Genomic DNA, 25,925 nt, shown 5'->3' on the forward strand with positions numbered 1-25,925 from the left:
TGTCAGAACCACAGAAGGAAACGACATGACTGAACTAGCCGACCGCACCACCGGCAACGCACCCCGCCGCCGGCCGCAACCACAACAGACGGCGGCAACCACGGCAGCCGGCCGTTCCGGCCAGCCCGGTTCCCCTGGGGCGCCCGCCGTCGACGTCGCGGCCCTTGGCGAACAGCTGCTCGGCAAGTGGGCCGACATCCGGCTGAAGTCCAGGGGCCTCGCCGGCCGCCCGGAACTGAACAAGATCGAGGGCCAGACCCACACAGAACACCGCCAACGCGTCTTCGGGCAGCTCAGGATCCTGGTGGACAATGGCGCCGTCCACCGCGCATTTCCGGAGTCCGTGGGCGGCTCCGATGACCACGGCGGCAACGTGGCCGGCTTCCAGGAGCTGGTCATCGCCGACCCGTCGCTGCAGATCAAGGCCGGCGTGCAGTGGGGCCTGTTCGGCTCCGCAGTGAACCACCTCGGCACCGCGGAACACCACGAGAAATGGCTGCCCGGCATCATGAGCCTGGAGATCCCAGGCTGCTTCGCCATGACCGAGACCGGGCACGGCTCGGACGTGGCCAGCATTGCCACCACCGCCACCTACGACCCAGCCGCCGGAGAGTTCGTGGTCCACACACCGTTCCGGGCCGCGTGGAAGGACTACATCGGCAACGCCGCCACCGATGGCCTGGCCGCCGTCGTGTTCGCCCAACTGGTGACAAAGGGCGTCAACCACGGCGTGCACGCGTTCTACATGGACCTCCGGGACCCCGGGACCAAGGAGTTCCTGCCGGGCATCGGGGGCGAGGACGATGGGGTCAAGGGCGGCCTGAACGGCATCGACAACGGCCGGCTGCACTTCACGAACGTCCGGATCCCGCGCACCAACCTCCTGAACCGCTACGGCGACGTCGACCCCGAGGGCAACTACACGTCCCCCATCGCCAGCCCGGGCCGCCGCTTCTTCACCATGCTCGGCACGCTGGTCCAGGGCCGGGTTTCCCTCGACGGCGCCGCCGTGACGGCGTCGAAGCTGGCCCTGAAAACCGCCATCCAGTACGCCACCGAACGCCGGCAGTTCAATGCCTCCTCCCAGACCGACGAGGAAGTGCTGCTGGACTACCAGCGGCACCAGCGCCGGCTCTTCACCCGGCTGGCCACCACGTACGCCGCCAGCTTCGCCAGCGAGCAACTGCTGCAGAAATTCGACGACGTCTTCTCCGGCCGCCATGACACCGACCAGGACCGCCAGGACCTCGAAACCCTGGCCGCGGCCCTGAAGCCGCTGAGCACCTGGCACGCCCTGGATACGCTGCAGGAATGCCGCGAGGCCTGCGGTGGTGCGGGATTCCTGATCGAGAACCGGTTCGCCTCCCTCCGCGCCGACCTCGACGTCTACGCCACGTTCGAAGGCGACAACACGGTCCTGCTGCAGCTGGTCGCCAAGCGCCTGCTGGCGGACTACGCCAAGGAATTCCGCACCGTCAACGTCGGCGTGCTGGCCCGCTATGTCGTGGGCCAGGCCACCGGCGCGGCGATCCACCGCACCGGACTGCGCGGCGTCGCCCAGTTCGTGGCCGACACCGGATCAGTGCAGAAAGCTGCGCTGGCGATCAAGGACGAAGCAAGCCAGCGGACCCTGCTCACGGACCGTGTCCAAACCATGGTCGCGGAGGTGGCCACGGCCCTCAAGGGCGCGAACAAGCTCCCGCAGCAGCAGGGCGCCGCCTTGTTCAACGCCCACCAGCACGAACTCATCGAAGCCGCCCAGGCCCATGCGGAGCTGCTGCAGTGGGAGGCCTTTACCGAGGCCCTCGGCAAGGTGACAGACCCGGGCACGCACAAAGTCCTGACGTGGCTGCGCGATCTCTTCGGCCTGTCCCTGATCGAGAAGAACCTGTCCTGGTACCTCATGAACGGCAGGCTGTCGATGCAGCGCGGACGCACTGTGGGCGAATACATCAACCGCCTGCTCGTGAAGATCCGTCCGCATGCCCTGGACCTGGTGGACGCGTTCGGGTATGGCCCGGAGCACCTCCGCGCTGAGATCTCCACCGGCGCGGAGAAGGTCCGCCAGGACGAGGCCCGGGACTACTTCCGCAAGCAGCGGGCCAGCGGCCAGGCGCCCCTGGACGAAAAGATCCTGCTTGCCCGCGCCGTTCACGGCACAAAAGCTCACGGCACAAAAGCTCACGGCACAAAAGCTCACGGCACCAAAGCCCGCGGCTGACCCAGCCGAAATGCGACGACGGCGCCCCCCCCCCCGCCGGGGGGGCGCCGGCGGCGACCTCGAGCGTGGTCTCCGTGATGGATTCCCAGGAGAAGTGCTCCTCGGCCCTGCGCCGGCCGGCTTCGCCCATGGCGCGCGCCCGGGCAGGATCAGACACCACTTCGATGAGGGCCTCGGCAAAGTCGGTGACGAATTTCTCCGGGTCCAGAGGGATTCCCGTGCCGTCCGTGACCTGCTCGATCGGAACAAGCAGTCCGGTCTTGCCGTGGTCGACGACCTCCGGGATACCGCCGGTGGCGCTGGCCACCACGGCGGCACCGCACGCCATCGCCTCAAGGTTGACGATGCCCAGCGGTTCGTAGATGGACGGGCACGCGAACGCCGTCGCGTGGCTGAGCACCTGGATGACCTCGTTGCGGGGCAGCATCCGCTCGATCAGGATCACGCCGCTGCGCTGGCTCTGCAGCTCCTCGATCAGGCGTGCCGTCTCGGCCGCCAGTTCCGGGGTGTCCGCGGCACCGAGGCACAGCACCAGCTGGACGTCGGCCGGGAGCTTGGCGGCGGCCCGCAACAGGTACGGCACGCCCTTCTGCCGGGTGTTCCGGCCCACAAAAACAACGCTGGGGCGCTCCGGATCGATTCCGAGCGGACGGATGATGTCATCAGCCTCGTCCCGGTTCCACTGGCTGACGTCAATGCCGTTGTGGACCACCTTGACCTTGGCCGGGTCAACGTCCGGATAGCTGCGCAGGATGTCCTGGCGCATGCCTTCCGAGACGGCGATGATGGCGGCGGCGGCCTCGTAGGCGGTCTTTTCCACCCAGGAGGACACCGCGTAGCCGCCACCAAGCTGCTCGGCCTTCCACGGGCGCAGCGGCTCCAGGCTGTGGGCGCTCAGTACATGCGGGATGCCGTGAAGCAACGACGCGATGTGTCCGGCCATGTTGGCGTACCAGGTGTGGGAGTGGACCAGGTCCGCGCCGGCGACGTCCGGAACGATCCTCAGGTCCACCCCGAGGGTCTGGATGGCGGCGTTTGCGGAGCCCAGGTCTTCAGGCACGGAATACGACGTGACAGTCGCTCCGTGGTACCCGGGCTCGCGGGGCGCGCCGAAGGCACGCACCTGAAGGTCCACGCGTTGGGCCAGCACTCGGCTGAGCTCGGCCACATGGACACCGGCGCCGCCATAAATTTCCGGCGGGAATTCTTTGGTCACAATATCTATTCGCACATGCACCAAGGTAGTCGTTACGGTGGAACTGATCTAGTGTGAAGACGTTCGGGCATGCCGGACTGTATTGGGGAGTAACGAAGGCGTTCAGGAGCTATCACCATGCCGCATCAAAAGAGAGTTTTGGCAATTGTCCTCGCAGGTGGCGAGGGAAACCGGCTCATGCCGTTGACGGCGGACCGGGCCAAGCCTGGTGTCCCGTTTGCCGGAAGCTACCGGCTCATTGACTTTGCCCTTTCAAATCTTGTGAATTCCCGCTATCTGCAAATTGTGGTGTTGACGCAATACAAGTCCCACAGCCTTGACCGGCACATTTCCGAAACGTGGCGGATGTCCACGCAACTGGGCAACTATGTGGCCTCGGTTCCGGCTCAGCAGCGCGTCGGCAAGAGCTGGTTCCTCGGCAGCGCCAACGCCATTTATCAGTCGCTGAATCTCATTCACGACGCCAACCCCGACATCGTGGTCGTGGTCGGCGCAGACCACGTCTACCGGATGGACTTCTCCCAGATGGTGGAGCAGCACGTCGCGAGCGGGGCCAAGGCCACGGTCGCCGCGGTCCGCCAGCCGCTGCACATGGCGGACCAGTTCGGCGTGATCGAAACCGATGCGGACAACCCGGAGAAGATTGCCGCGTTCGTGGAGAAGCCGTCGTCAACACCGGGCCTCGCGGCCGACCCCAGCCAGTTCCTGGCCTCCATGGGCAACTACGTCTTCGACGCCGATGCCCTTATCGAAGCCCTCCACGTTGACGCCGAGCGCCTCGATACCAAGCACGACATGGGCGGGGATATCATCCCGTACTTCGTCAACCAGGGCGAGGCCGGCGTCTACGACTTCACCCTTAACGACATTCCGGGCTCCACCGAACGGGACCGCACCTACTGGCGCGACGTCGGCACCATCGATTCTTTCTACGACGCCCACATGGACCTGATCTCCCCTGTTCCGGTCTTCAACCTCTACAACTCCGAGTGGCCGATCTACACCCGCCAGACCATCTCCCCGCCGGCCAAGTTTGTCCGCGGGAAGTCCAACACCGTGGGCACGGCACTGGATTCCATCGTGGCCAGCGGCGTCGTCGTCTCCGGCGGCATCGTGGAAGGCTCCGTGCTCTCCAACGACGTCTACGTCGGCACCTCGAGCCGGGTCCTGGACTCGGTCCTGATGGACAAGGTCAACGTCGGCGAAGGCGCGGTGATCAAACGCGCCATCATCGACAAGAACGTCAAGGTGCCGGCCGGGGCCGCGATCGGACTCGACCCCGAACTGGACCGCGCCCGCGGCTTCAAGGTCACGGACTCCGGAATCACGGTCCTGTCCAAGGGCCAGCACGTCCCGGACCCGAGCGATGCGGAACGGGCGCTCTCCGCGGCCAACCTGCGCCTGGTGCCCGACGCCGTCCGCACGGCCACCGAGAACTGGCCCGAACTGCGGGACTCCGTGGACAAGGTGGCCGACGTGCAGGCCGCCGCGGTCGGCGCGGACGCACCGGTCAAGCAATCCCCCACGGCATAGGCAGGCGGGGGCCCGGCAGGTACGTCCGGCCGGGCTCCCCGCACCCTGTAAAATTAGGGCAATGAGCTCCCCCGATCTGTCCTCCGACTTTCCCTCCGCCGAGCTTGGTCTAGCCGATCTTGGTCTTGCCGAGTTGACCTCGGAGGAAATCCAGGCCTGCCTGAAGGTCCTGAACACGATCCACGCCTATGACGAGGAGCACCCGGACTACGTCTCAGTGCGCCGCGCCACCGGGAAAATGTTCAAGGCCGTCAAGCGCCACCGGCGGGTCAGCAAGCGCGACGAGATCGCCGAGGCGGACCGCGCCGTGATCGCACAGACGGCGACGGCGGCCCCCGACAGGATCGACGACGAAACGCGCGGCAACAAGCTCGCCACGTCCGCCACCGGGGAAATCGCCGGCCACCTGATCAGGTCCCGGCCGTGCTACATCTGCAAGCAGCACTACAACCAGGTGGATGCCTTCTACCACCAGTTGTGCCCCGAGTGCGCCCTGTTCAGCCACAGCAAGCGCGACGCCCGCACCGATCTGACCGGCCGCAGGGCCTTGCTGACCGGCGGCCGCGCGAAGATCGGCATGTACATCGCGCTCCGGCTCCTGCGGGACGGCGCGCACACCACCATCACCACCCGGTTCCCGAAGGACGCCGCCCGCCGCTTCGCTGCCATGGAGGACAGCGCGGACTGGCTGCACCGGCTCCGGATCGTGGGCATCGACCTCCGCGACCCGTCCCAGGTGATGGCCCTGACGGATTCCCTGGATGCCGCAGGACCGCTGGACATCATCATCAACAACGCGGCCCAGACGGTGCGGCGCTCCGGCAACGCCTACAAGCCGCTCGTCGACGCCGAGGACGAGCCGCTGCCCGCCGCCCTCCAGGCTGCCAACGGGGGCCCGGAGCTCGTCACGTTCGGCCACGCCCACGACAAGCACCCGCTTGCCCTCGCCAGCAGCGTGCTCGACCATCCCGTGCTGGCCGGTGATGCGATCACGTCCCTGGCCCTGTCCACCGGGTCGGCGTCGCTGGAGCGGATTGCCTCCGGCACGGCGATCGATGCGGGCGGACTGGTCCCGGACCTCGCCAGCATCAACAGCTGGACCCAGGTGCTGGACGAGGTGGACCCGCTGGAGATGCTCGAAGTGCAGTTGTGCAACGTGACGGCTCCGTTCCTGCTGGTCAGCCGGCTGCGGGGCGCCATGAAGCGCTCCACCGCGCGGCGGAAGTACATCGTCAATGTCAGCGCCATGGAAGGCCAGTTCTCCCGCGCCTACAAGGGCCCCGGGCACCCGCACACGAACATGGCCAAGGCTGCGCTGAACATGATGACGCGAACGAGCGCCCAGGAAATGCTCGACGCCGACGGCATCCTCATGACAGCCGTGGACACCGGCTGGATCACGGACGAGCGCCCGCACTACACCAAAGTCCGCCTCATGGAAGAGGGCTTCCACGCGCCCCTGGACCTCGTTGACGGCGCCGCCCGCGTGTACGACCCCATCGTGATGGGCGAATCCGGCGAGGACCAGTACGGAGTGTTCCTCAAGGACTACAAGCCCAGTCCCTGGTGACCCCCAGTCCTTGGTGACCGGCGCCGACGGGCCGCGGCATCCGTCACATACGTGTCCGCCGCGGGACCTATGGCCCTAATCGGGGTCCGGGGCGGCCCGTATCGTGGCTCGACATGGACTCAACCACGCCCTCGCCGGAATACTCGCTGACCATGGACCAGTGCTGGGCGCTGCTCGACACCGAAGTCGTGGGGCGCGTGGCGCTGATCGTAGACAACCATCCGGAGATCTTCCCGGTAAATTTCGTCCTCGAACGGCGGGCGATAGCCTTCCGCACCGCCGGCGGCACGAAGCTGTGGGGTGCGATCACAGGCAAGCCGGTTGCATTCGAGATCGACGGCTACGACGCCCGCGACGAGACGGCCTGGAGCGTGATGGCGCGCGGGGAAGCCGAGGTCATCGAGAGCCAGGAGGAGAAGGACGAAATTGACTCCCTGCTCCTGGAGCCCTGGCAGCCCGGCGAGAAGGCCTACTACGTGCGGGTGGCTCCCAAAGCCCTGACCGGACGACGCTTCAAGGTCAACCGGCCCGATGTGTGGAGCACCCGGCTCTCGGATCCGCGCCGGGCCACGTTCGAATAGAATCCTCCGGCAGGATTGCGGCGTCAGCCGTGTTCTGGCGAGTGGACCACCAGCACCGGGCAATGCGCATGTGCCACACAGGCGGAACTCACCGATCCAAGCAACAGCCCACCGAATCCGCCGTGGCCGCGGCGGCCCAGCACGAGCATGTCCGCGGCTTTGCTCTCCTCGATCAGCACGCGGCGGGGGTGCCCCTGGATGAGGCGGGCCTCGACGTTGTCCGGGGTGTCCGGGCCGAAAGCCTTCGCCACCGCCTCGGCCAGGATTTCGCCGGCCCGGACATCGAAGTCGTCGATGCCGACGGCGACATAGCCGTCGTACACCGGCGGGTAGTCCCAGCACGCCAGCGCGACGACCTTGGCGGCCAGGGGCACCGCGAGGCCCTGCGCATGCCGCAGCGCGGACACCGAAGCGTCCGAGCCGTCAACGCCTACCACGATCGTGCGGACGTCCCTGACTTCGTTCATTGCCATCCTTTGCCCTCGTACCGGCCGAGCCTCCCGCGCCAGATGGCGACGCTCCCATGATTTCCTTCGCCCGGCCAGGCGCCTAGGGCCAAAAGGCATGCACGCACCCCGGCCGGCGGGCGGCCCGGAAGCCCTCCGGGCAACGGGCCGGAGGCGGCCCGTTGGGCACTATGACCCTTGTCCGCGCCGCCCCGGTGCACAAGAATGGCAGAGGCTGGGGTCAACAGATGAAAGACAGCATCTCGTTACAAGAATCAGCGTGTTACTAAGAGCATCGAGCGGCCCCGCAAGCGGCCGGACGGGAGAATCATGATTGCCTGGGCAGACGCAGGTCTCACTGCACCTGATGGCGGGCAGGCGGTGATCCGAGTCTTTATCCTTGATGACCACGAACTTGTCAGGCGCGGGCTGCAGGAACTTCTCGAAGGCGAGGGGTTTGCCGTCGTCGGCAGTTCCGGATCCGCGGTGGAGGCGACCCGGCGGATTCCCGCACTGCATCCTGATGTCTGTGTGCTGGACGCCCGCCTGCCGGACGGGACCGGCATCGAGGTCTGCCGGGACGTGAGGTCGGTGGACCCGTCCTTGAACTGCATCATCCTGACGAGCTTCGACGACGAACAGGCCTTGCGCGGCGCCGTCCTGGCCGGGGCAAGCGGATACGTGCTGAAGGAGATCGGCGGCACGGACCTGATCGGCGCCCTGCGGCGGGCTGCAGCGGGCGAGTCCCTCTTCGAGGAAGGCGTGGCCGCCGGCGTCGTGGACAGCCTGGTGGAGGCCGAAGAGGTCGACCCGCGCACGTCCTCCCTCACGCCCCAGGAACGCAAGGTCCTGGAGCTGGTGGGCGGCGGACTGACCAACCGGCAGATTGCCGCCGAAATGTTCCTGGCGGAAAAGACCGTCAAGAACTATGTGTCGTCCCTGCTGGCCAAGCTCGGATTCGAACGCCGCACGCAGGCCGCCGTCTTCATCGCCAGCCCGGCATTTCCGGCGGCCGCCGTCGGGAGAACCGGCGAAGTAATCCGGCCCCGCAGCGTCGGGTAGGCTCCGCGGAAACCGGACCTTCGGGCGTGCCGGCTACAGCGGCACCGACCATTCCAGGCTGGTACCGGAGTCGGGCGCGCTCGTGATGGTGCATTCGCCGTCGAGCATGCGCGCCCGGTCCTCGAGGTTGCTTAGCCCGTTGCGTTTTGCGGGTTGGGCGAATCCGGCGCCGTTGTCGTTGATCACCACCGTCACCCGGCCCCTGACGACCGCAACCGAGACCGAGATTATATCCGCCCCGGAGTGCCGGATGGCGTTGCTGAGCCCCTCGGAAACCACGGCCACGACGTTGTCGGCCTTGTCCGGTGTCACAGCATCCACGGGTCCCGTAATGGTCAGGCGCGGCGGGAACGGCATGGACTTCGACGAACTGCGCGTGACACGACGGATCCGGCCGCTCAGCAGTTCGATCTCGCCGGTGTTGCTCTTGAGCGAGTAGATGGTGTCCCGCAGGCTGCGGATCGCCTCGTCGAGTTCGCCGGTGATGTTGCGGATGCGCTCCAGCGCCAGATCCTCCTTAGTGAAACGGGTCAGGCTCTGCACGCTCAGCCCGGCGGCGAACAGCCGTTGAATGACGAGGTCATGCAGGTCCCGGGCGATCCTGTCGCGGTCGGTGAAGACCAGAAGCTCCTCGCGCAGCCGGTGCACCCGGGCCAGTTCCAAGGCGAGGGCCACGTGGGAGCCGAAGACGGCCCCCATTTCGATGTCGGTCCGGGCGTAGCGCACCGACTCCTTGTCCCGTGCCAGCAGCAGGAGGCCATGGTGGGCACCCTGGGTACTCAGCGCCACTGCCAGCAGCGGGCCGGTGACTGCGCCGTCGACCTCCCCCAACACTTCGGATGCGTCGTCGAACAGCACCGGCTCGCCGCCTTCGAGGACACCTTCCAGGAGCTCTGAGTCCAGATGCAGTGACCGTCCCGAAAACGCGGTGCCACGCTCACCGGCAACGCCGATCACCACGTGGGCCACGCCATTGGCGGCGGGTGCCACCAGCAGGGCGAGTGAGGACGCGGACTCCTGGAGCGCCCGGCCCGCTATCGGGTCCAGGCCGCCCGAGGTGTAGTCGCGGTCCGTGCTCAGCATCAGCCCGGAGACGTCCATGCAGGCCTCCAGCCAGCGTGCCCGGCGGCGGGCGTCGTCGTAGAGCCGGGCATTTTCGATGGCGACGCCGGCCGCCGCCGCCAAGGCGACGGCCAGGGCCTCGTCTTCGGCGGAAAAGTCCTCCCCGCCTTCTTTTTCCGTGAGGTAGAGGTTGCCGAACACCACGTCCCGGACCCGGACCGGGACCCCCAGGAAGGACTGCATGGGAGGATGGTGCGCGGGGAATCCGTAGGCCTCGGGGTGCTTGCTCAGTTCATGCAGCCGGAGCGGCAACGGGTCCGTAATGAGGAGGCCAAGGACGCCGTGGCCGGTCGGCAGCGGACCGATTTGCCGTGCCAGCTGGCCATCGATGCCCACAGTGATGAAGTGGCTTAACGCGTGGTCATCACCGATGACACCAAGGGCGCCGAACCGGGCATGCAACAGCCGGCACGCTGATTCGACCACGCGCTCCAGGACGGCATCCAGACTCAGGTCCTCGGCCAGGGCGACAACGGCTTCCAGCAGGCCGGCCATGCGTTCCTTGGATTGAAGCAGCTCTTCCGCCCGTGCGCCGAACCCCGTCAGTAGCTCCTCAACTACGGGATTTGGCTCGGACACGGTATGGCCTGAGCCCTCACCCGTTGAATGCATGTCATTGCCCCCAGTTCGTTCCGGCCAATGTAGACGCTGACGGCCCTCTGCCAGAATAGCGCGAACGACTCAGGAAAGCCTCAGAATTCGGAGATTAACCCGGCGGCTGGGTCCATTTGCCCTAGCCGCCGTCAGCCCGGCCGCGTACGCTCGCCGGCATGAGCACTGAATCGAGCCCGGGCCGTCACGAGCCAAAGGACCAGACCCACGCTGTCGAAGACCTCGACCACCACGAATGCTGGCGGCTGTTGCGCAGCGTCTCCGTCGGCAGGCTGGCGGTCTGGGTGGACGACCACCCCGATATCTTCCCGATCAACTACAAAGTGGACCACGGCACGCTGGTGTTCCGGACCGCGGAGGGCACCAAGCTGCAGGCGGCCACCGGCGGCACGCCGGTGGCGCTGGAGGCCGACGGCATCAACGCGGACACCGGAGTCGCCTGGAGCGTCGTCATCAAGGGCCAGGCCGCGCCGGTGCAGAACCCCCAGGAAGTCATGGACACCGTGGGTCTGTTGCTGTTCCCGTGGCAGGCCGGAAAGAAGGAACATTTCGTCCGGATTACGCCGGAGACCGTCACGGGCCGGCGGTTCAAGGTGGTGCCGCCCCAGACCTGGTGGACCCCGTTGGACGACGCCACGCGCTCCGGCCTCGAATAACCTGCATCCCCCAAAAAAAACATCTTGCGCTTTCAGATCGGGCTGCCCTGAGGGCTTCAGGGCAGCCCGATTTGACAGTGCAACGTGGGGCGCAGCGTGCGGTCAGGCGACACGGGTGATCTCCACGCTGACGCTGAGGGCCGATCCCCCGCCGCCGGACAGGATACCCTTGAGCGGCGGCACGTCGCGGTAGTCGCGGCCCCGGGCCACGGTGACGTGGAAGTCCCCCGCGGGTTTGTGGTTGGTCGGGTCCCAGCTGCGCCATTCGCCGTCCCACCACTCGAGCCACGCATGCGACTGGCCGGCGACTGTCTCGCCGAGCTCCGCCGTCGAACGCGGGTGAAGGTAACCGGACACGTAGCGGGCCGGGATACCGCAGCTGCGCAGTGACCCGATGGCGAGGTGCGCCAGGTCCTGGCAGACGCCCTGCCGCTGGTTCCAGGCCTGTTCGGCGTTGGTGGTGACGCCGGTGGAGCCCAACATGTAAGTCATTTCACCGCGCATCCAGGCAAAGACCGCCATGGCGGCCTCGTGCGACGATTTCCCCTCGACGACGCCGGGAATGATGGCGAGCACCTCGGAGCCGGGACCTGTGAGCTGGGACTGGGGAATCCAGTCGCTGAACTGGTTCAGGCGTTCCGGTGCGGCCAGGACGTCCCAGCCGACGATGTCGGCCTCGGTTGCGATCTTCTCGACCCGGTGCACCTCGACGGTGGTGGTGGACAGCACCTCGAGGTGCTCGTGCGGCATCTGCATGTCGAAGGCGGTCACCCGGGTGCCCCAGTAGTCGCGGTAGCTGCTCAGGGCCGCCTGCGAGGGCGAAACCTTCATGGAGGATTCCAGTACCACCTGCTGCGGGTCCGTCAGCGGGGTCATCCGGGCCTCGTTGTAGGACAGGGTGACGCGTTTGTTGTACTTGTAGGCCGTCTTGTGGACGATGTTCAGCCGGGTCATGAAACTTCTCCCACCCAGGCCAGTTCGTCTGCCTGATTGAAGTACTTACGGGAAATGGCGTCCGAGGCCTGCGACACGGCCTTTTGCACACGCTCCATGTGCTCCGGCAGCTCCGACATGAGGTCATCGGTGCGGTGGAACTCCAGGAAGGTGCGGGCCTGCCCGACGATCCGGCGGGCGTCGTTGATGAAGCCGACGCGCTGGGCCGAGGGGTCGAGCTTCGCCAGGCACTCGTCGGCGTCGCGCAGCGCGTAGACGATGGACCGCGGGAACAGCCGGTCCAGCAGCAGGAATTCGGCCGCGTGCTGGTCCCCGAACGCCGCCCGGCGGGTCCGCAGGAAGGATTCGTAGGCCCCGGCGCAGCGGAGCATGTTCACCCAAGACATGCCGGCCGAGAGGACATCCCGGGTGGAGAGCATGCGCGCGGTCATGTCCGCACGCTCCAGCGACCGGCCCAGGACCAGGAACTGCCAGCTCTCGTCATGGCTGACGGTGGTGTCGGCCAGGCCGCTGACCATGGCGGTGCGCTCCAGGACCCAGTTGCAGAACCGGTAGGTGCCCACCACGTCCTTGCGGTGCTGGTTGAGCCCGTAGTAGGTCGTGTTGAGGCTTTCCCAGAGCCCGGAGGAGACGGTCTCGCGGGCGCGGCGGGCGTTTTCGCGGGCGGCACCGAGGGAACCGGCAATGGAGGTGGCACTCTGCTTGTCGTAGGCGAGGGCGTTGAGCAGTTCGGGCAGGCCGAAATCGTCACTTTGTGCGCGCGCACCCATGACGGCGAGGAGCTCCTGTGCCACGCTGCGCTGTTCCTCCATAGGCAGATGGTTGAGCCGTTCGAGGTGGACATCGAGGATCCGGGCGGTGCCGTCGGCCCGTTCCACGTAGCGGCCGATCCAAAACAGTGACTCGGCAATACGGCTAAGCATTCGCGGTTACCTCCTGCGCGTCAGAAATCTGCTGCTGCTGTTGCTGCTCTTTCTGGCTGTCGCGCCAGTTGCTCTCCACCGGCCAGACCGAAACCCGCTCGCGAACTGCGATGGTGGGCCTCGGGATCACTTCGACGGGGACCTGCGGGGAATCGGCCAGGACCCAGGTGTCCTTGGAACCGCCGCCCTGGCTGGAATTGACGATCAGCGAGCCCTCCTTGAGCGCCACACGGGTTAGTCCGCCGGGGAGAACCCAGACGTCCTCGCCATCATTGACGGCGAAGGGGCGCAGGTCCACGTGCCGGGGGCCGAACTTGTCGCCGCTGAGCGTCGGCACAGTGGACAGCTGCAGGACCGGCTGGGCGATCCATCCGCGGGGGTCGGCGATGATCCGCTTGCGCAGGGCGTCGAGTTCATCCCTGGACGCGTCCGGGCCGATCACGAGGCCCTTGCCGCCCGAGCCGTCCACCGGTTTGACCACGAGCTCATCCAGGCGGTCCAGGACGTGTTCCCGGGCCTCCTTTTCTTCGAGCCGGAACGTGTCCACGTTGGCGATCACGGGCTCCTCGTTAAGGTAGTACCGGATGAGGTCGGGCACGTAGCTGTAGACCAGCTTGTCATCGGCGACGCCGTTACCCACGGCATTGGCGATCGTGACGCCGCCGGCGCGGGCGGCGTTGACCAGGCCGGGGCAGCCGAGCATGGAATCGGCACGGAACTGCAGCGGGTCCAGGAATTCGTCGTCGATGCGTTTGTAGATGACATCCACGCGCTGCTCACCCGCCGTGGTGCGCATGTAGACCCGGTTGCCGCGGCAGATGAGGTCGCGGCCCTCGACGAGTTCGACACCCATGAGTCCGGCGAGCAGGGTGTGCTCGAAGTAGGCGCTGTTGAACACGCCGGGGGTCAGGACCACCACGGTGGGATCGTCGACGCCGGAGGGCGCCGTCTTTCGCAGGGCTGACAGGAGCCGGCGGGGGTACTCCTCGACCGGACGGATGAGCTGCTGGCCGAAAGCCTCCGGCAGGCCCTTGGCCATGGCCCGGCGGTTCTCGAGGACGTAGCTGACGCCCGAGGGCACGCGCACGTTGTCCTCCAGGACCCGGAACGTGCCCTCGGCGTCTCGGACGACGTCGATTCCGGAAATGTGGACCCGGACGCCGCCGGCCGGCTCAAAGCCGTGCACCTGGCGGTGGAAGTGCGCGCTCGTCGTGACGAGCTGGCGCGGGATGACGCCCTCGGAGACCACGGTCATCTTGTCGTAGACGTCATTGAGGAAGGCTTCAAGGGCGCGGACGCGCTGGGCCACACCGCGTTCCAGGACGCTCCACTCATCGGCGGGGATCACGCGGGGGACGATGTCCAGGGGGAAGGGCCGTTCCTCACCCGCGAAGTCGAAGGTCACGCCGCGGTCCAGGAAGGTCCGGGCCATGGAATCGGCGCGGGCGCTGACGTCAGCCAACGAGAGTTCGCGCAGGGCCAGGGCCACCTGCCCGTAGGATCTCCGGGCCTGCTGGCCGGGGGCAAACATCTCGTCGTAGGCGCCGGTGCGGCCGGCGGCCTCGGAGTATTCCTGGAATAGGTCAGACATGGTCACTAGCCAACCACTTTTTTGTTCCGAAATCATTTCGGCGGCCCGCGGCGCGGCGCTCGGCGCTGGCCTCGCAGTCCGGGCCGCCCGGCAGGACGGCCGCGGTTACGGCTTTTCCGGCCGGGTACGGCAATGTAGGGGCGTGCCCCCCAAGAGATCCGCCACCGCCTCCGCCCTGAGAGAGGCCGCGCCAGGCCTGGCCGGCGCCGCAGCGGCCGTCGCCGTCGCCGTCGCCGCCCACCTGCTCCTTCCCGCGCTGCCGGCGATGACAATGGCCGTGCTCCTCGGGCTGCTGGCGGCCAACCTGCCGGGCGTGTCTGGCTGGACCGCCGGGCCGGCGCGGCCCGGGCTGGACTTCGCCGGCAAGCACCTCATGCGGGCCGGGATCGTGCTGCTGGGCCTGAAAGTCAGCCTCGGCGATGTGCTGGGCCTGGGCTGGGCCGCGCTGCTGCTCGTGACCGCCGTGGTGCTGGCCGCTTTCGCCGGGACATACGGGATCAGCAGGCTCTTCCGGCTGCCGCCCCGCGTGGCGCTGCTGGTGGCCACGGGATTCGCCATCTGCGGGGCGTCCGCGATCGGGGCGATGGCCGCCGTGCGCAGAATCCGGCAGGAGGAAACCGTGCTGCCGGTGGCGCTCGTGACCCTGTGCGGCACGCTGGCGATCGGTGTGCTGCCGTTGCTCGCGCGGCCGCTGGGCCTGGGTCCGGAGATCTTCGGGGCGTGGACCGGCGCCTCCGTGCACGACGTCGGGCAGGTGGTCGCCACCGCCCAGACCGCCGGTACCGCGGCGCTGGCCGTCGCCGTCGTCGTCAAACTCACCCGGGTGATCCTGCTGGCGCCGATGGTCGCCGCCGCGGGCTTCCATCACCGGCTGGGCACCGCAGCCGACGGCGCCAAGCGCCCCCCGGTGGTCCCGCTGTTCGTCATCGGATTCGTGGCCCTGGCGGGCCTGCGCACCAGCGGGTGGCTCTCCCCCGCGGCCCTGGACGCGGCCGCCACCGTCCAGGACCTCCTGCTCGGCATGGCGCTCTTCGGGCTGGGCTCCGCCGTCCGGGTGGGCCAGCTGCTGCACACCGGCGCACGCGCGCTGCTGGCCGCGCTGGCGTCCTGGCTGCTGATCGCCCTGCTCGGGCTGGCGGCCGCCTTCCTGATGTTCCCGCCGGCGTGACCGGGCACACACGCTCCCGTGATTAGATAGCGGGGTGTCAAACCAGAATCTGAGCCGCGACGAGGCCGCGGACCGCGCCGCCCTCATCACCACTCACAGCTACGATGTCTCCCTTGACGTCCGGCAGGCGGCCGACCCGAGCGTCGCCGGCTACACGAGCCGCAGCATCATCTCCTTCTCGGCCAGCGAACCCGGGGCGACGACCTTCGTGGATTTCATCGCCGGCAGCGTGCACAGCGTCTTCCTCAACGGCAAGGGACTCGCCGTCGCCGACGTCGTGGACGGTTCCCGGATCCGGCTCGAGAACCTGCAGCCGGAGAACCAGGTCACCATCACGGGAACCGCCCTGTACAGCACCTCCGGTGAAGGCATGCACCGCTTCGTCGATCCCGCCGACGGCAAGTGCTACCTCTACACGCAGTATGAACCCGCCGACGCCCGCCGGGTGTTCGCGAACTTCGAACAGCCCGACCTGAAGGCCGAGTTCACCTTCCACGTCATGGCCCCCTCCGACTGGCAGGTGTCCTCCAACGGCGCCGAGGTGCTGCGCACCCAACTGACGAGTGATCCCGCCACGAGCCGCTGGGACTTCGCGCCCACCAAGGCGATGTCCACCTACATCACCACCGTCCTCGCCGGACCGTACTTCAAGGCCGAGGACGCCTGGCGCGGCACGCTCGCCGACGGCACCGTGCTGGACGTACCGCTGGCGCTCTACTGCCGCGCCTCCATGGCCGCATCCTTCGACACCGACGCCCTGTTCCGCCTCACCAGGAACGGACTGTCCTTCTTCAACGAGCTCTTTGATTTCCCCTACCCGTGGGGCAAATACGAACAGGCGTTCGTCCCCGAGTACAACCTCGGCGCCATGGAAAACCCGGGCCTGGTGACCTTCACCGAAAGCTACGTCTTCACCTCCCGGGCCGCCGATTCGCAGTACCAGGCCCGCGCCAACACGCTCCTGCACGAGATGGCGCACATGTGGTTCGGGGACCTCGTCACCATGAAGTGGTGGGATGATTTGTGGCTCAAGGAATCCTTCGCGGATTACATGGGCACCCTCGGCGTGGACCGGACCACGGACTGGGACACGGCCTGGGTGAACTTCGCCAACAACCGCAAGGCGTGGGCGTACGTCCAGGACCAGCTGCCCACCACACACCCGATCGTCGCCGACATCCCGGACCTGGAAGCCGCGAAGCAGAACTTCGACGGCATCACCTACGCCAAGGGCGCTTCGGTGCTTAAGCAGCTGGTGGCCTACGTCGGGTTCGAGGCCTTCATCGCCGGGTCCCGCCAGTACTTCCGGGACCACGCCTACGGCAACACCACCCTCGCCGAACTGCTGGCCGCCCTGAGCGCGGCGTCCGGCCGCGACCTCAGCGAATGGGCCCGCCAATGGCTCCAGACCTCCGGCATCTCCACCCTGTCCAGCGAGATCACCGAATCCACCGAATCCACCGAAGACAGCAGCGCGCTCAGCTCCGTCGCCGTCCTGCAGGACGCCGTGGATCCCACCACCGGCCGGCAGGAGCCCCGTCCCCACCGGCTGCGGATCGGCCTCTACGATTTCGACGACGCCGGCGCCCTGGTCCGCACGGACAGCGTCGAGACCGATGTCCGCGGCGCCCGGACCGACGTGACCGCGCTGGTCGGCAAACCGCGGCCCGCGCTGCTGCTGGTCAATGACGAGGACCTCAGCTACGCCAAGGTCCGGCTGGACCCGCATTCCGAGGCCACTGTCCGCGGCTCCCTGGACAAGCTGGAGGACCCCATGGCGCGGGCGCTGTGCTGGACGGCGCTGTGGGACTCGGCCCGGGATGCCGTCACACCGGCCGCCCTCTATGTTGACGCCGTCGGGCGCTTCGGGCCCGCGGAGCCCGGCATCGGCGTCCTCCTCAACGTGCTGGGCAATGCCTCGACGGCGGTGGAACGCTACGTGCCCCGGGGCCAGCGCGATGCCGTGCGCCACGGCTTCCTCACCACGGCCGCCGAACAGCTGCAGGCGGCAGCCCCGGGTTCCGACCAGCAATTGGCCTGGGCCCGGACCCTTGCCGCAACCAGCCGCGACGACGCCGGCCGGCTGGACCTGCTCCGGGGCATCCTGGACGGCAGCATGGTGACCGAAGGCCTCGCGGTGGACGCCGAACTGCGCTGGAATCTCTGGCATGCCCTGGCGGCCAACGGCCAGGCCTCGCAGGAGCAGCTCGACCAGGAGCTCGCCCGGGACAACACGGCGGCAGGCAAGTCCGGGCACGCCACGGCCCTCGCCGCGCGCCCCGAGGCATCCGTCAAGGCGGCCGCCTGGGAGGCCGCCGTCCACGGCACCGGCCTGTCCAACCAGCTCCTCGGCGCCACGATTGCCGGGTTCAACACCGGCGCGGCCTCCCTGCTGGCCGGGTTCATCGACCCGTACTTCGAATCCCTCGAGGACGTCTGGGCGGACCGGAGCATCGAGATCGCCAGCCGGATTGTCCGCGGCTTCTACCCCGCGGCACAGGACCTGGACGGCGGAACGCCCGAAACCCACGCCGTGATCGTCCGCACCGACCAGTGGCTGGCCGCCCACCCTGATGCGCCGCGTGCCCTGCGCCGGATCATCATCGAACAGCGCAGCCAGCTGCACCGTTCCCTCAGGGCGCAGGCTCTGACGGCACCGGCCCAGGCGACGAACCCACGTCGCTAGGGGACCCGGTGCAGCCACTCCGCGGTGCCAAACTTGGTCTCCACGCGGCGGCGGGCGGCCTCCAGCTCGGCGTCGGTGAGGACGGACGGTGTCGCGCCGTAGCGTTCGGCGAAGACGTCCATCATCGCTGCAACGATTTCGGCGCGGGCCAGGCCGGTCTGGCGGCGGAGCGGGTCCACGCGCTTCTTGGCGCTCCTGGTGCCCTTGTCGGACAGTTTCTCCTTGCCGATCCGCAGGACCTCCACCATCTTGTCGGCGTCAATGTCGTAGCTCATGGTGACGTGGTGCAGCATGCCGCCGTTGGCGAGCCGCTTCTGCGCGGCACCGCCGATCTTGCCGTGCTCGGTGGCAATGTCATTGAGCGGCACGTAGAAGGCGCTGATGCCGACCTTTTCCAGGGCCGCCATCACCCAGGCGTCGAGGAAACGGTAGGAGTCCGCAAAGCTGATGCCGTCCACGAGGGTCTGCGGGAGGTACAGCGAGTAGGTGATGCAGTTCCCGGCCTCCATGAACATCGCTCCCCCGCCGCTGATCCGCCGGACCACGCTGATGCCGTGCCGGGCCACGCCCTCGGGATGGAGTTCGTTGCGGACGGACTGGAAGCTGCCGATCACCACGGAGGGCTCCTCCCAGTCCCAGAACCGCAGGGTGGGATTGCGCCGCCCGGCGCCGACTTCCTCGGTGAGGACCTCATCCAGGGCGACGTTGACGTGGGTGGGGAGGACGGACGGGGCGATGATGTTCCAGTGGTGGTCCGCCCAGCCGGTGGCCTTCGCCAGGGCGCGGCGGACGGTGACGGCGACGGCGTCGGCGGAAAAACCGAACAGCACGGTGCCTTCGGGCAGCGCCGCCGTCACGGCGTCCGCGATGTCCGCGGCGCTCGTCTCGACGGGCAGCCCGGTGAGCGCCCGGTTGATCTCCGGCAGCGCCTCGTCGGGTTCGAGGAAGAAGTCCCCGCTCAGTGAGACGTGGGCCAGGACGCCGTCGACGACGTCGAAGTCGGCGACCACGAGCTTGCCGCCCGGGACCTTGTACTCGCCGTGGTGACGGCCGCCGTCGTCGGCGTAGGGGCTGGGAGCGGTGGCCGCAGGATGGGATGTCATGACCTCCATCCTGCCGCATGCACCCGGGAACCCGGGTCACCCGGTCAGCCGGAAGGGCAGCAGAGATGCAGAAAGCCCGCACCGTTGCCGGTGCGGGCTTTCCATAAGACCTTGGGGAAGAAAGTTACTTCTTGCCGCCGAAGCCCTTGAAGCGAGCGTTGAAGCGCTCGACGCGGCCTGCGGAGTCCATGATGCGCTGCTTGCCCGTGTAGAACGGGTGGGACTCAGAGGAGATTTCGACGTCGATGACCGGGTAGGTGTTGCCGTCTTCCCACTCGATGGTCTTCGAAGAAGATACGGTGGACTTGGTCAGGAACTTGACGCCGGAAGCCAGGTCGTTGAAAACAACAGCTTCGTACTTCGGGTGAGTATTAGACTTCATAATTGGACCTTTGTTCGCACAACTGGATTTTGCCAGTTGCCAGGTATGAATGGGATGGCCGGCGGAAAGCACCGGACGGCCAGCTATCAATGATAGCCGATCCCCGGACCGCTGACGAACAGCATTGGCGCACGTCAGCGCGGCGCGGCCGCCGCACGATGCAGGGCGCCTCAGTCCTTCGGGCGGAGCTCCCAGAACGCCACCGCCGACGCCGCGGCGACGTTGAGCGAATCGACGCCCGGGCGCATCGGGATTTTCACGGCGAGGTCGACGGCGGCCAGGGTTCCTTCGCTCATGCCCGCGCCTTCCGTCCCAAGCACCAGGGCCAGCCGCTCCGGGCGGCGCGCCGCGAGCACGTCGAGGTCCACCGCGTCCTCCGTGAGCTCCATGGCCGCCACGGTGAAGCCTTGCTCCTGCAGCGCGGCCAGGCCTTCCGCCCAGTCCTCCAGCCGGGCCCACGGCACCTGGAACACGGTGCCCATGCTGACCCGCACGCTGCGGCGGTAGAGCGGATCCCCGCAGCGCGGCGAGACCAGGACGGCGTCCACGCCCAGGGCCGCGGCCGAACGGAAAATGGCTCCGACGTTCGTGTGGTCCACGATGTCCTCCAGCACCGCAACCCGGCGGGCTCCGGCGAGCAGGTCCGCCAGCGGCACCGGGGCGGGCCGGTGCATGGCGGCCATGGCGCCGCGGTGCAGGTGGAAGCCGGTGATTTGCTCCAGCAGAGCCGCGGGGCCGATGTAGGCCGGCACCTCCGGGTACTGCTCAAAGACATCGGCGAGGTCCCCGGCCCACTTCTCGGCCAGGAAGAAGGACCGCGGCCGGTGCCCTGCGGCCAGAGCCCGGCGCAGGACGCGGGAGGACTCGGCGATGTACAGGCCCTCCGCGGGTTCCCTGATTTTGCGCAGGTGCACGTCCGTGAGCTGGGTGTAGTCCGCAACCCGGGGGTCGTCGGCGGATTCAAGAAGGTGAAAGGTCACGGTCAGGTCATTCCTGGGAGGCTGTTGGAAAGGCTATTTGAACAGGTTGGCGATCATGAACCCCAGCGCCACCAGGCCCAGGGTGAAGATGACCCCGCGCAGGACCGCCGGGGAGAGCCGGCGCCCCACCCTGGAGCCAATCACGCCGCCGATCAGGGAGCTCACGGCGATCAGCCCGACCACACCCCAGTCGATCCGGTCGAAGGCGAACAGGAGGTAGGAAGCTGCGGCCACCACGTTCACGCCCAGGACCAGGAAGTTCTTCATCGCGTTGGCGTTCTGGATGGTCCCGGTCATGAACACGCCCAGGATGCCGACTAACAGGATGCCCTGGGCCGCGACGAAGTAGCCGCCGTAGACGCCGGCGAGGTACACCAGGACAACGAGCAGGACACCGTGGCGGCGGTCCCGGATCGCGTGCTCGGGGTTCTCCTCGCGGTTCCTCACCCACCGTTGCAGCCGCGGCTGGAAGACCACCATCAGCAGGGCCAGCACGATCAGGACGGGGGCGGCGTAGTAGAAGACTTTCTCGGGCAGGTGCAACAGCAGATAAGCGCCGGTGACGGCACCCAGCAGCGAGGCCGGCAGGAGCCGGAGCAGCTGCTTGCCGCGGCCCTCGAGTTCTTTCCGGTAGCCCCAGGCGCCGGTGGCGTTGCCGGCCACGAGCCCCATGGCGTTGCTGATGGAGGCCGTGACGGGGGCGTAGCCCAGGGCGATCAGCACCGGGAACGTGACCAGGGTGCCGGATCCGACGACGCTGTTGATGGTGCCCGCCCACAGCCCGGCGAAGAATATGAGGGCGCTATTGAAGAGCTCCACGCGCGGTCAGCGGCCCCGTCAGCGGCTGGCGGTCGCGGTGTACCGGCCCGCGTTGACGCTGACGTCCAGCGGCAGGCCGAACGTTTCGCTGAGGTTTTCCGCCGTGAGGACCTCCGGCAGCGGGCCGGAAGCCACGACGCCGCCGTCGCGCATGAGCATCGCGTGCGTGAAGCCCGGCGGCACTTCTTCGAGGTGGTGGGTGACCAGGACGATCGCCGGGGCGGCGTCGTCGCGGGCGAGTTCGCTCAGGCGCTGGACCAGGTCCTCGCGGCCGCCGAGGTCGAGCCCCGCGGCCGGCTCGTCCAGGAGCAGGAGCTCGGGATCGGTCATGAGGGCGCGGGCAATCTGGACGCGCTTGCGCTCCCCCTCGGAAAGCGAGGCGAAGGGGCGGTTGAGCAGCGGGCCCATCCCCCACTCGTTCAGCAGCCCGAAGGCGCGCCGCTCGTCGTCCTTCTCGTAGCCCTCGCGCCAGCGGCCGGTCACGCCGTACGCGGCGGTGACCACCACGTTGAGGACCTTCTCGTGCTCGGGGATCTGGCTGGCCAGCGCAGCGGAGGACAGCCCGATCCGGGGGCGGAGCTCGAAGACGTCGACGGCGCCGAGGACTTCCTCGAGGATGCCGGCCATTCCGGAGGTCGGGTGGATGCGGGCCGCGGCCAGCTGGAGGAGTGTGGTCTTGCCGGCGCCGTTGGGGCCCAGGATCACCCAGCGTTCGCCCTCTTTGACCTGCCAGTCGACCTTGTCCAGGAGCGTCTTCGCCCCACGTACAACACTGACCCCGGCCATTTCAAGAACATCACTCATAGGAGTAGACACTAGGACAAAAAAGCGGGCGACTGATAACCGGCGCCGCGCCCTGCCGTGGAGCGTCACGCGGCGCCTGCCCGGGCGCAACGAATTCGGGCCGCCCGCGGCCCGCTCGCTAGGATTGAGGCCATGAGTTCGAACGTGACCGCAGTGAGCTATGGCCTGAAACTGTCCCTTCCCGACATCCAGCGGCTGCGTTCGCTCCTGACGGCCGCCGGGCTGGGCATCGGGACGGAAACCCGGACCGGCGACGCCCGCTTCGAGGTGTACGCCGTCGACTGCGCCCTGGACAGCGTGCAGGGCGCCTCACTGGACGCCTCCCGGGACGCCTCCCGGGGCGGCGGAACGGACAGCCGCCCGGACACCGGACGGGACGGGCGGACTGCCGACGCCGCCACAGCCGCCGCGGTTGCGGAAGCCCGCCTGGACGGTGCGCGCCGTGCGCTGGCGGCCGCCGGCATCGAGGGCGTCGACACGGCGCTGGTTCCGGCAGCACTGCGCAGCGCGCCCCGGAAGTTCCTCATCATGGACGTGGACTCCACCCTCATCCAGCAGGAAGTGATCGAGCTCCTGGCCGCCTACGCCGGCCAGCGCGAGGAAGTGACGGCGGTGACCGAGGCGGCCATGCGCGGCGAGCTGGACTTCGCCCAGAGCCTGCACGCCCGGGTGGCGGTCCTCGCGGGGCTGCCCGCGGACGTCGTCGAGTCGGTCCGCGCCGAGGTCAGGCTGACCGAGGGCGCTGCCGAGCTGGTGGCGGCGTTCCAGGCCGCCGGCCATGCCGTGGCCGTCGTGTCCGGCGGCTTCAACCAGATCCTCCGGCCGATCGCCGAAGACCTTGGGCTGCACTATTGGATCGCGAACGAACTCGAAATCGTCGACGGCGCCTTGACCGGCAAGGTGCTCGGGGACGTGATCGACCGGGCGGCCAAGGAGAAGTACCTGCGCGAATGGGCTGCGGCCGAGGGCATCCCGATGGAACACACGATCGCCGTGGGTGACGGCGCGAACGACCTCGACATGCTGGGCGCCGCCGGGATCGGCATCGCCTTCAACGCGAAGCCGACCGTCCGCGCTGCCGCGGACGCCGCCGTCAACCTTCCCTATCTCGACGCCGTGCGGTACATCGCGGGAGTCTGATGCATTAACCGGGAAGGCACGTGCCGGCAACTCGTATCCGCTGCCTGGTCTGCGGTCTTACCGAAATAATCCGCACCGCCGACGTATTCGGTGTGGCCGGTTTCGACGTCGGCCGAGGCCATCTTGGCGACCTCCGCGGCAAACTCCTTGACCGAGTACAGCTTGCCGGCTTCTGCGCGGCGGGCCTCGATGGCGCCGGGGTTGGACCGGTCAAGCAGGGTGGCCGTGACGGTACCCTCGATCATGTCGCCGGAGACGACCACGAGCGTGATCCCCTTCTCGGCCAGGTTCGGGACCAGTGCCCGGAGTGCGTCCTCGCCGGCACGCTTGCTGCGGGCCACGGGCTCGTACTCGGGCATGGTGGGCACCGTGTCGATGAAGTGGGCCTGGTGGCTGGTCACGAAGACCACGCGCGAGCCGTGGGGCATGAGCGCGACGGCGGCATTGAGCATGTTCACCTGGGCGTCGCGGTTCAGCTTCAGCGCGTAGCCCTCTTCCATGCCGGTCTCCATGCCGCCGGAGGCGTTGAGGACCAGGAGGTCGAGCGAGCCGAAGTTCTCCATCGCGGCGCTGGCGAGGGCCTGGACGCCTTCCTGGGTGGTGAGGTCCGCCCCGATGGCCGCGGCACGGCCGCCGTCGGCTTCGATCTCGGCGACAACTTTGTTAGCGCGCGGCGCCTTCTGGCGGTAGTTGACGACGACGGCCGCACCCTCGGCGGCGAGGATTTTGGCCACTTCGGCGCCGATTCCGCGCGACGAACCGGTCACGATCGCAGTCTTGTTCTCCAGCAGTCCCATACGAGCTCCTTTGTTCCAAACGTCCAAATACTGTGGGTCTGCAATCCATCATGCCAGCGGACCGCGCCATTACAGTTGTTCAGCATCCACAAAGAAGCCCCGGCGGCGTAGTTCCGTCGTCACGTGGCCTGGACGTGCCTGGGGTTGGTCAGCCGCGGTCGATCCGGATCTTCGTCGTCGCTTCACCGGTCACAACCTTGGGCGCCGGTGCGCGGACTTCCAGGACGCCGTCCTTGTACGTGGCGGTGATGTCTTCTTCCCTCACCCCCGCGGGCAGCGCAATGCTCCGGGCGGCCCGGCCGTAGCGGAACTCCGAGCGGTAACCGTCCTTGCTCTTGTGCTCGGACGACTCCCGCCGCTCCACCGCAATATTCAGCACGCCCTCGCCGACCGAGACGTCGACGTCCCGGTCCGGGTCGATCCCCGGTGCTTCCGCCCGCACCACCAGGGTGGTGCCCTCCTGGAACTGTTCGATCTTGATCCCTGGCGCTATGGACAGATCACCGTCAAGGAAGCGGCGGACCGGTTCCAGCATGTCCGAGGGCGTCCATTTGCTGAGATCACTCATGATTTCCTCCTGAGTCCACGCCCCTGCCGCGGCATGGTCAGGGGCTGTGAGCCCATTACACGCTCCAGGAGCCCCGGAGCCAAGGGCAAAAAGGCCCGGCGCGGAACCCGGCACGGAACCCGGCGCGGAAAACTGTGCGTCTCCATCGGCCCGGTCCGGGTTGCAGCAGACAGCGGACACAAGACAAGCGGACACGAGACAAGCGGACACAGCACAGCGGACGAGGACGCCTCGTCGCTGGCGATCCAGCGCACGACGTTGGCGACCTCGGAGGCCTCGGCGAAGCGGCCGGCGGGAACCTTGGTCAGGTAGTCCTTCTGCGTGGCCTCGGGCAGCTCGGCCGTCATGTCGGTGTTGATGAAGCCGGGCGCGACCACATTCGCGGTGATCCCGCGCGCCCCGAGCTCGCGGGTGAGCGACCGGGCGATGCCCACCAGGCCTGCCTTGGAGGCAGAGTAGTTGATCTGGCCCGGCGCGCCGTAGAGGCCGGAGACGGAGGAAATCAGCACCACGCGGCCCTTGCGCGCCCGGATCATGCCCTTGGATGCGCGCTTGATCACCCGGAAGGCGCCCGTGAGGTTCGTGTCGATCACCGAGGTGAAGTCGTCTTCGCTCATCCGCATCAGGAGCGTGTCCTTGGTGATGCCGGCATTGGCCACAAGGACTTCCACCGGGCCGTGGGCGGCTTCGACTTCCGCGAACGCGGCGTCCACCGACGCTTCGTCCGTGACGTCCGCCTTGACGCCGAGGATGCCCTCGGGCAGCGACGATTCGCTGCGGAAGGTCACGGCCACCTTGTCGCCGTTGGCCAGGAAGGACTCGGCGATGGCCAGGCCGATCCCGCGGTTTCCGCCGGTGATCAGAACGCTGCGGCCAGTGGTGGATGTGTCAGTCATATGGGGCTCCGGGATTCTGCGGCAGGGAGGGCCGCGCTGGGGGCTGGAATTTTCCTGCCTCCGATCTTAGCGCCCGGTGCGCTTGCGTTTGGGCG

General features: G+C 67.7%; 21 protein-coding genes and 2 pseudogenes. 9 read left to right on the forward strand and 14 right to left on the reverse strand.

Annotation, left to right across the window (positions count from 1 at the left end; translation table 11 throughout):
- Window positions 1–25 precede the first annotated feature (25 nt).
- Window positions 26–2,221 (forward strand): acyl-CoA dehydrogenase family protein, encoded by a 2,196-nt coding sequence (locus tag AC1DZV_RS01295; RefSeq protein ID WP_476952745.1) that lies wholly within the window; start codon window positions 26–28, stop codon window positions 2,219–2,221.
- Between the two features lie 55 nt (window positions 2,222–2,276).
- Here AC1DZV_RS01295 and glgA read toward each other — a convergent pair.
- A pseudogene (glgA, locus tag AC1DZV_RS01300) lies at window positions 2,277–3,452 on the reverse strand (glycogen synthase); the annotation flags it as partial.
- 102 nt (window positions 3,453–3,554) lie between these two features.
- On the opposite strand from glgA, the gene glgC reads away from it, so the two are divergent.
- From glgC to AC1DZV_RS01315, 3 genes are all read left to right on the forward strand, one after another.
- Window positions 3,555–4,970, forward strand: a complete 1,416-nt coding sequence (glgC, locus tag AC1DZV_RS01305) for a glucose-1-phosphate adenylyltransferase (protein ID WP_476943686.1) — start codon at window positions 3,555–3,557, stop codon at window positions 4,968–4,970.
- A gap of 61 nt (window positions 4,971–5,031) precedes the next feature.
- On the forward strand, window positions 5,032–6,540 hold the full coding sequence (locus tag AC1DZV_RS01310) for an SDR family NAD(P)-dependent oxidoreductase (RefSeq protein ID WP_476952746.1): 1,509 nt from the start codon (window positions 5,032–5,034) through the stop codon (window positions 6,538–6,540).
- A gap of 113 nt (window positions 6,541–6,653) precedes the next feature.
- Window positions 6,654–7,121 carry a pyridoxamine 5'-phosphate oxidase family protein gene (locus AC1DZV_RS01315; RefSeq protein WP_459384781.1) on the forward strand — a complete coding sequence of 156 codons (468 nt, stop codon included), beginning with the start codon at window positions 6,654–6,656 and terminating at the stop codon, window positions 7,119–7,121.
- 23 nt (window positions 7,122–7,144) lie between these two features.
- Here AC1DZV_RS01315 and AC1DZV_RS01320 read toward each other — a convergent pair whose 3' ends face one another.
- Entirely contained in the window at window positions 7,145–7,594 is a 450-nt protein-coding gene (locus AC1DZV_RS01320; RefSeq protein ID WP_243177654.1) for a universal stress protein, read from the reverse strand.
- Between the two features lie 303 nt (window positions 7,595–7,897).
- On the opposite strand from AC1DZV_RS01320, the gene AC1DZV_RS01325 reads away from it, so the two are divergent.
- On the forward strand, window positions 7,898–8,629 hold the full coding sequence (locus AC1DZV_RS01325; protein WP_028275549.1) for a response regulator: 732 nt from the start codon (window positions 7,898–7,900) through the stop codon (window positions 8,627–8,629).
- A 33-nt stretch (window positions 8,630–8,662) separates the two neighbouring features.
- On the opposite strand, the gene AC1DZV_RS01330 is transcribed toward AC1DZV_RS01325, so the two are convergent.
- Window positions 8,663–10,363, reverse strand: a complete 1,701-nt coding sequence (locus AC1DZV_RS01330) for a GAF domain-containing sensor histidine kinase (protein WP_476949610.1) — start codon at window positions 10,361–10,363, stop codon at window positions 8,663–8,665.
- Window positions 10,364–10,521: 158 nt separating this feature from the next.
- Between AC1DZV_RS01330 and AC1DZV_RS01335 the strand changes: the two genes are divergently transcribed.
- Window positions 10,522–11,019 (forward strand): pyridoxamine 5'-phosphate oxidase family protein, encoded by a 498-nt coding sequence (locus AC1DZV_RS01335; protein WP_028275547.1) that lies wholly within the window; start codon window positions 10,522–10,524, stop codon window positions 11,017–11,019.
- Window positions 11,020–11,121: 102 nt separating this feature from the next.
- On the opposite strand, the gene AC1DZV_RS01340 is transcribed toward AC1DZV_RS01335, so the two are convergent.
- Genes AC1DZV_RS01340 through AC1DZV_RS01350 form a run of 3 tightly spaced genes read right to left on the reverse strand, consistent with a single transcriptional unit; the run spans window position 11,122 to window position 14,487 of the window.
- Window positions 11,122–11,973 carry a transglutaminase family protein gene (locus AC1DZV_RS01340; RefSeq protein ID WP_476952747.1) on the reverse strand — a complete coding sequence of 284 codons (852 nt, stop codon included), beginning with the start codon at window positions 11,971–11,973 and terminating at the stop codon, window positions 11,122–11,124.
- Window positions 11,970–12,896 (reverse strand): alpha-E domain-containing protein, encoded by a 927-nt coding sequence (locus AC1DZV_RS01345; RefSeq protein WP_026266338.1) that lies wholly within the window; start codon window positions 12,894–12,896, stop codon window positions 11,970–11,972. The genes AC1DZV_RS01340 and AC1DZV_RS01345 overlap by 4 nt, the downstream gene beginning before the upstream one ends.
- Window positions 12,889–14,487: a circularly permuted type 2 ATP-grasp protein gene (locus AC1DZV_RS01350; protein WP_476952748.1), complete on the reverse strand. Its 1,599-nt coding sequence runs from the start codon at window positions 14,485–14,487 to the stop codon at window positions 12,889–12,891. The genes AC1DZV_RS01345 and AC1DZV_RS01350 overlap by 8 nt, the downstream gene beginning before the upstream one ends.
- Before the next feature lie 142 nt (window positions 14,488–14,629).
- Between AC1DZV_RS01350 and AC1DZV_RS01355 the strand changes: the two genes are divergently transcribed.
- Window positions 14,630–15,655: a YeiH family protein gene (locus AC1DZV_RS01355; protein ID WP_476952749.1), complete on the forward strand. Its 1,026-nt coding sequence runs from the start codon at window positions 14,630–14,632 to the stop codon at window positions 15,653–15,655.
- A 34-nt stretch (window positions 15,656–15,689) separates the two neighbouring features.
- Complete coding sequence (gene pepN / locus AC1DZV_RS01360; RefSeq protein ID WP_476952750.1) at window positions 15,690–18,341, forward strand: aminopeptidase N; 2,652 nt, start codon at window positions 15,690–15,692, stop codon at window positions 18,339–18,341.
- Here the strand turns inward: pepN and AC1DZV_RS01365 are convergent.
- From AC1DZV_RS01365 to AC1DZV_RS01385, 5 genes are all read right to left on the reverse strand, one after another.
- Entirely contained in the window at window positions 18,338–19,444 is a 1,107-nt protein-coding gene (locus AC1DZV_RS01365; protein ID WP_476952751.1) for a lipoate--protein ligase family protein, read from the reverse strand. The genes pepN and AC1DZV_RS01365 overlap by 4 nt on opposite strands.
- A gap of 124 nt (window positions 19,445–19,568) precedes the next feature.
- Window positions 19,569–19,826, reverse strand: coding sequence for a type B 50S ribosomal protein L31 (locus tag AC1DZV_RS01370; RefSeq protein WP_018772953.1), 258 nt, complete (start codon window positions 19,824–19,826; stop codon window positions 19,569–19,571).
- Between the two features lie 170 nt (window positions 19,827–19,996).
- Window positions 19,997–20,806, reverse strand: a complete 810-nt coding sequence (locus AC1DZV_RS01375; RefSeq protein WP_476949614.1) for a TrmH family RNA methyltransferase — start codon at window positions 20,804–20,806, stop codon at window positions 19,997–19,999.
- A gap of 33 nt (window positions 20,807–20,839) precedes the next feature.
- The gene (locus tag AC1DZV_RS01380) at window positions 20,840–21,625 is read right to left on the reverse strand and encodes a sulfite exporter TauE/SafE family protein (protein ID WP_243177666.1); all 786 of its coding nucleotides are present in this window, start codon (window positions 21,623–21,625) and stop codon (window positions 20,840–20,842) included.
- A gap of 18 nt (window positions 21,626–21,643) precedes the next feature.
- Window positions 21,644–22,429: an ABC transporter ATP-binding protein gene (locus tag AC1DZV_RS01385; RefSeq protein ID WP_026266341.1), complete on the reverse strand. Its 786-nt coding sequence runs from the start codon at window positions 22,427–22,429 to the stop codon at window positions 21,644–21,646.
- Between the two features lie 132 nt (window positions 22,430–22,561).
- Between AC1DZV_RS01385 and serB the strand changes: the two genes are divergently transcribed.
- A complete protein-coding gene (gene serB / locus AC1DZV_RS01390) occupies window positions 22,562–23,569 on the forward strand; it encodes a phosphoserine phosphatase SerB (RefSeq protein WP_476952752.1) in 1,008 nt (335 codons plus the stop codon).
- Here serB and AC1DZV_RS01395 read toward each other — a convergent pair.
- From AC1DZV_RS01395 to fabG, 3 genes and pseudogenes are all read right to left on the reverse strand, one after another.
- Window positions 23,533–24,366, reverse strand: a complete 834-nt coding sequence (locus AC1DZV_RS01395) for an SDR family oxidoreductase (protein ID WP_476952753.1) — start codon at window positions 24,364–24,366, stop codon at window positions 23,533–23,535. The two genes, serB and AC1DZV_RS01395, sit on opposite strands and share 37 nt — an antisense overlap.
- A gap of 148 nt (window positions 24,367–24,514) precedes the next feature.
- Window positions 24,515–24,934, reverse strand: a complete 420-nt coding sequence (locus AC1DZV_RS01400; protein ID WP_028275538.1) for an Hsp20/alpha crystallin family protein — start codon at window positions 24,932–24,934, stop codon at window positions 24,515–24,517.
- A gap of 209 nt (window positions 24,935–25,143) precedes the next feature.
- A pseudogene (gene fabG, locus AC1DZV_RS01405) lies at window positions 25,144–25,830 on the reverse strand (3-oxoacyl-ACP reductase FabG); the annotation flags it as partial.
- Between the last annotated feature and the right edge of the window lie 95 nt (window positions 25,831–25,925).

This window comes from Arthrobacter sp. P1_D12, assembly GCF_056406175.1.